5 protein-coding genes and 1 pseudogene are annotated in these 5,410 nt (G+C 57.1%); all 6 read right to left on the bottom strand.

Annotated features, from left to right (window positions below):
• Positions 1 to 271: 271 nt before the first annotated feature.
• Positions 272 to 1,189 (bottom strand): tyrosine-type recombinase/integrase, encoded by a 918-nt coding sequence (locus AB3X96_RS41950; protein ID WP_368594338.1) that lies wholly within the window; start codon positions 1,187 to 1,189, stop codon positions 272 to 274.
• A gap of 96 nt (positions 1,190 to 1,285) precedes the next feature.
• Positions 1,286 to 1,528: a DUF6429 family protein gene (locus tag AB3X96_RS41945; RefSeq protein ID WP_368594337.1), complete on the bottom strand. Its 243-nt coding sequence runs from the start codon at positions 1,526 to 1,528 to the stop codon at positions 1,286 to 1,288.
• The gene (locus tag AB3X96_RS41940; protein WP_368594336.1) at positions 1,525 to 2,619 is read right to left on the bottom strand and encodes an IS630 family transposase; all 1,095 of its coding nucleotides are present in this window, start codon (positions 2,617 to 2,619) and stop codon (positions 1,525 to 1,527) included. The genes AB3X96_RS41945 and AB3X96_RS41940 overlap by 4 nt, the downstream gene beginning before the upstream one ends.
• A gap of 620 nt (positions 2,620 to 3,239) precedes the next feature.
• Positions 3,240 to 4,049 carry an IS5 family transposase gene (locus AB3X96_RS41935; protein ID WP_368594335.1) on the bottom strand — a complete coding sequence of 270 codons (810 nt, stop codon included), beginning with the start codon at positions 4,047 to 4,049 and terminating at the stop codon, positions 3,240 to 3,242.
• 102 nt (positions 4,050 to 4,151) lie between these two features.
• Entirely contained in the window at positions 4,152 to 4,493 is a 342-nt protein-coding gene (locus tag AB3X96_RS41930; protein ID WP_368594334.1) for a hypothetical protein, read from the bottom strand.
• A gap of 143 nt (positions 4,494 to 4,636) precedes the next feature.
• Positions 4,637 to 5,242 (bottom strand): annotated as a pseudogene (locus AB3X96_RS41925) (transposase); the annotation flags it as partial.
• Between the last annotated feature and the right edge of the window lie 168 nt (positions 5,243 to 5,410).

The following is a 5,410-nucleotide window of genomic DNA, read 5'->3' as shown; positions in this document are numbered from 1 at the left end:
GCCTACCGCTCGCGCAGACCGTCGACGACTACGCCGCGCTTCTTCCCTGGTGCATGCCCGCCGAACTGCGGTAAGTCTATTGCCCTGTTCAACAACTCTGATGGGCGTCGTTAATTGACCGCTTACGAAACATCAGCGCGCATGGCTGTCCGGATTCATCTGGATACGCGATGTCAGCAAATTGCGTTTGATATGGCATGCGGACTCCGTTCGAAGGGTTACGCCGGTCTGATAAACCGGCGTAATCCACCCTACGGAGCTGTATGCAAAGTCAAGCCGCACCCGGCTCACTAATCGTGGCACGCAGGCGCGTGACAGTTCGGTGGCTCATGAGCCCAAGCATCCCGCTTGTGTCCTCGTTGCTCCGACTAGCCAGCAGCCGTCTACGTGCGAAAGCGTTTCGCAGAATGCGAGGGCTCATGTCGAGCGCCGCAAATCCGATCTTTTCAAGCGCGTCGTTCACGATCACACCGAGAAGTACATCGTTGATCGCGTTATCACCGCCGGGTGCGGGGAATAGCAGAGCGTCGCCGTCAGACCTATGAGAGTCCGTCCATCGCTGAAGAGCTGCCAACGCAAAGGCGGGTATCGTCACGCGCCGTTCCTGTCGGGGGCCACGCTTTGGAACGTAGACGTTTGGCCTCACGTCATCGATGACTAGATGGCGCAGCTGAGTTTGACGCAGCTCGCCCGCCGATATACCAGTCCCCACCAACAGTGCAACGATCGCGCGGTTTCGCTGCATTCTCGGATCATCCGACGCTGACGGTGTGGTCCACGCCTGGAGTCGTAGGTCAGCGGCCGGATCAAGGAAGACTGGTCGCGGCTCGTTCTCGGGCCAACGGTCGTAAGCGATCAATTCGGCAACGGGATTACTGGACCGCAACCCGATCCCAACGAGGTGACGGCACAAGTGATTGAGCATCTTGGCGTACCGCAGCCGCGTCGATGTGCCGGGCGCGATACGCCTATCCATCTCGTTGAAAAATGACTCAATGTGCGCGGCGTCGAAGGTGGCAATCGACGCACTTTGCTCCTTGATGTGCCGAAGAAAGCGGTCAAACATCGCGGCGTGTTGCACCCGCGAGCGGGCAGAGAACGGTTTGCGGTCGGCCCCGACTGCGTCGGTCTCCTGACAGAGTCGATAGGTCTCCGAAGGTTCCGACAACCAGAGAAAGTTCGTGTCCATTTTGACCTTATATACTGAATTTGCGTCCGGCACCGACCGGACGAATCTTCGATTCGTCAAAAAGTCTCTAGTGTCGTGAGTTAGAAGTTCGTTGAATCAATTTTCCGGTCTTTCAGGAATGACGAAATGTTGATTAAAGAGCCGCTCGGACTCGCGCAGTCCTTCTTCGGTAAAGATCACGGACTTCGTCTTGTTGACCGGGTCTTGGATCAAACCCCGTTTGTAGAGTCGGTTCAGCACATCCCAGTCGAAACCCTTCCATGCGCGGTATCGGTCATGCAGGGTCAGGTAGAGAAGTGCCAGGGCGACTTCATCAATTGCGTCGGTGTTGATGTTCATGATGCTTCGCCCGCGGCCGTCCGGACCCGCATACAAAACCGTTCGAGACTGGCCAGAATTTCATCAGCCGACTTGCTCCAGGAAAACGGTTGTGGATTGGCGTTGTAGATATCCAGGTATTGACGGATCGCGTCTTCGAGTTGACGTGTCGAGCGATGCGTACCGCGTCGAAGGTATTTTTCAGTGAGCGAGGCGAACCAACGTTCGACCTGATTAAGCCACGACGCCGAGGTGGGTGTGAAGTGAACATGGAAGCGAGGATGTCGAGCGAACCAGGCTTTGATCGAGGGCGTTTTGTGCGTGCCATAGTTGTCCATCACCAGATGCACATCCAGGTGCGATGGCAAGCTGGCTTCGACGGTGCGCAGAAAGCGCACGAATTCGCTGCTGCGATGGCGCCGATGTACCTCGCCGATCACCTCGCCAGTAGCGATGTCCAGCGCCGCGAACAGCGTAGTCGTGCCGTGGCGCATGTAATCGTGCGTGCGTCGCTGCGGGATGCCGGGTGCCAACGGCAGCATGGGTTGCGTGCGATCGAGCGCCTGAATCTGGCTCTTCTCGTCCACGCACAACACCATGGCCTTAAGCGGCGGATCCAGGTAAAGCCCGACGATATCTCGCACCTTGTCGACGAACATCGGATCACTGGAGAGTTTGAACGTTTCCTGCCGATGCGGCTGCAGACCAAAAGCACGCCAGATCCGTGTGACCGCCGTTTGCGACAATTTCATCTCACGAGCCATCGTGCGCGTGCTCCAGTGAGTCGCGCCGACAGGTACGGACTCAAGCGTCTTTGCGATGACCGCATCGACGCGAGCGTCATCAATCGTCCTCGGCGCGCCGGGCCGAGGCGCATCAAGCAGTCCGTCCAGACGATGCATTACGAACCGCGCCCGCCACTTCGAGACCGTTTGCTGAGTGACCCTCTGTTTCGCCGCAACGCTCTTGTTGTCCAAGCCATCGGCACAGGCCAACACGATGCGCGCCCGCAATGCGAGGGCTTGTGCGGTCTTGCGTCGCATTGTCAGCGCTTGAAGTTCTTCGCGCTCCGATTCGCTCAGCACCAGTTCCCCTTTGGGTCGTCCGCTCATCCTTGCCCCCTCGCATCAAGTGCCACACAGAACACTTTAGTACGTGATCGGCATCATTCAATGAATTTGTAACTCAAGACACTAGAGGGCAGGGGCGGTCTCGCAACGCCGTACCTCGCATTTTCGGTTTTTGACGCCGCACGAGAATCAACTCTATATCGTTAATGCGAGCGTTTGTAGCCGAAAGACGGTTGTTTCTATGCGTGATTGCGGCTTCTACTGGGCGACAGGTTCAGAGCAGTTCGCTGCATGCCGCGTTTCGGTGCGCGGGTACGCGCCAACGAAATGCCCAGAAATTGAAATGTTGCACCGGTGCAAGTCGAGTCGTTGCACCGGTGCATTTCTGTCCGCTCGAGCCGCGAGTCACGCGGGCAAAAGACTCGCATAATGCGAATCTTTTGCCCGTGGCGGGGGCGGTTCCCGTGGTTGAAGTGCTGGCTTAGGGTAATATCCGCACGTGCAAAAATATGAAGTTTGAGATCGATCATGCAAACGCGCCCGCTGTTTCGCCTTCTTGCTCTGGCCGTTGTCGCAACCACCACTGGCTGCTCGGACAAGTCCGCCCCGAACGCAGACAACTTCGCCGCGGCCGTCAATCAGAAATTGGCATCTAGAGCGTGTTAGGAACTTTGAAGTACTGACACGGCGTGGACAAGCATGAGCATTGCGAAGACGAAATGAAGCCCAGCGAGAGTTTCGGGGAGCCGTTCATAGTCACGTGCGAGACGCCGGAAACGGTTGAGCCAGCCAAAGCTGCGCGCGACCACCCACCGGCGGGGGAGCAGAACGAAACCCTTTTTCGTTTCTTCGAGTTTGATCACCTGAAGGTCAATGCCCTCGTCGAACGCAGCCTGCGCTGGCTCTTTGCCCGTGTATCCCTGATCGGCAAATGCCACCTTGACCGTTCGTCCCGTTACCTGCTGGACCTGCCGCGCAAGCTCCGCTACCTGTGCGCGCTCCTGTTCATTGGCTGGGGTCACGTGCACCGCCAGCAACTGTCCCAACGTGTCTACTGCAATCTGTACCTTACTACCGCGCTTGCGCTTATAACCGTCATAACCCGCACGCGGGCCGCTCTCGCAGGTCGACTGTATCGTGCGGCCATCGAGGATGACCGCGCTGGGCTGTCCCCGACGGCCCTGTGCCACGCCTATCACCGAGCGCAGGTCACTCACCATGCTCTCAAAGCAGCCAGCCTGCAACCAGCGTTGAGTCTGCTGATACACCAACTCCCACGGCGGGAAATCATTGGGCAGCATCCTCCACGGCGCGCCGGCACGAGCCATCCAGCGCAATGCATCAAACATCTCGCGCAGTTCGTATTTGCGCTGGGGCGCGTCAACGTCCATCAGCGTCAGATACGGCGCCGCGAAACTCCATTCCTCATCCGACACATCAGTCGGATACCCTTTGCGGTCGGTTGTTTTCATCCCGCCAGGATACCAGGTCTCAATCGAAGTTCCTAACACGCTCTAGCTACCGCCCGTCGGCTGCCGTATTCGCAGCATGTCCAGCATCGGTGCCGCTGCGTGTCAATTGCAAGTTCTGAGGCGGATTTCAATCAATGTGTCATGTAGAAGTTCTTGCGCTTCCTCTGCTGACTCGACGCCAAAGATGGCGGTACCGAACGTGCCATCATTGTGAAACATTAACATATGTGCCTTGGCCGTTTTACCTCTCTTAAACCGGCTCACGAGTCCTCTGTAACGCCTCAGGGACGCGCCAGAGGAAAACAACGCTTCGTTCGGCCTCCATTTATCGACATGGGCACCCCACCAACGGGTCTCGGTATGATCGATCAGCGCTACGAGCAGGCGACGATTCAGTTTTGTTTGCTGCGCCTTCGCAAATGCATCTTCGAAAGTAATCCTCATGTGCTTCTCCGAACTTCTGACTCAAGACCGACGGTATGGCGCTTCTTCCAATTGCAGACCCGACAGTTTTCCGCACTACATCTGCACTTGTACTATGCTCGGGGCACCGCTTGTCGAGGCCCGCAGCCTTGGCTCCATATGTTTCAAGCTTGCCGCAAAGCTCCGCACACCATCCACAGGTTGCCCAGCGCAAAGAACGTCGTGATCTGGGCAGTGTTCTTCATTAAACAGCGGTATCTGGTCTTCGTTTAGGCAAACTGCCGCTTGAGGACGTAGAATGGGTGTTCGACCTTGGCAGGGAGCCGACGCCAGATGTCAGTGCATGGAAAAGCGTTGCTAGACTGACGCGATACGCTGGCAATGTCGCGATGAGGCTAGGCAAGCATACATGACCATTTCATGGCCATGCAACAACGCCGTGGCCTCGGTGATATCGTGAACGTTGGCTGCCGCGGCTATAACGGTGTGTACGTGACCGGACGTCGCGTCCACGCCGATGTGTGCTTTCATCCCGAGTGCCATTCACCGCCTTTCTGCGTCTGCGCATTTCCGAATCCCGCATCCCCTCGTTGTTTTTCGTCGAGCTCGGCGCTGGAATCAGCGTGGCATCGACCACCGACCACTCTCGAGCATCAACCGTGTCTCCACCAGAATCTCATTGACGGGTGCGAGCATTTGCGCAGCCATTCCATGTGCTTCGAGGAACGACCGAAATAGAAAATCGTGCTGTCGTTCGGCAAACGCCTGATCTCGGCGTTTGGTTCTGCTCTTGCGTTACCGCGTGAGCTGATGGGCTTTGTCCGGATGGGTACGAGTTCCCGTGCCATGGACGCGACTATGCATTTTTGACGCAAACCGGTTTGCCGAAGGCGTTCCACCGGTTCAGCAGGTTGGCGATGATTACGCCTTCGCCTTCC

This window comes from Paraburkholderia sp. BR13439 (assembly GCF_040948805.1).
Classification (GTDB): Bacteria; Pseudomonadota; Gammaproteobacteria; order Burkholderiales; family Burkholderiaceae; genus Paraburkholderia; species Paraburkholderia youngii.
Note: the sequence above shows the minus strand (reverse complement) of the source record. Positions and strands in the feature narration are given on the sequence as shown.

What these genes read in the sequence shown, in the direction of transcription:
- AB3X96_RS41935 (WP_368594335.1), bottom strand. Translation starts at nt 4,049, where the DNA reads ATGAAAACAACCGACCGCAAAGGGTATCCGACTGATGTGTCGGATGAG.
- AB3X96_RS41945 (WP_368594337.1), bottom strand. Translation starts at nt 1,528, where the DNA reads ATGAACATCAACACCGACGCAATTGATGAAGTCGCCCTGGCACTTCTC.
- AB3X96_RS41940 (WP_368594336.1), bottom strand. Translation starts at nt 2,619, where the DNA reads ATGAGCGGACGACCCAAAGGGGAACTGGTGCTGAGCGAATCGGAGCGC.
- AB3X96_RS41950 (WP_368594338.1), bottom strand. Translation starts at nt 1,189, where the DNA reads ATGGACACGAACTTTCTCTGGTTGTCGGAACCTTCGGAGACCTATCGA.
- AB3X96_RS41930 (WP_368594334.1), bottom strand. Translation starts at nt 4,493, where the DNA reads ATGAGGATTACTTTCGAAGATGCATTTGCGAAGGCGCAGCAAACAAAA.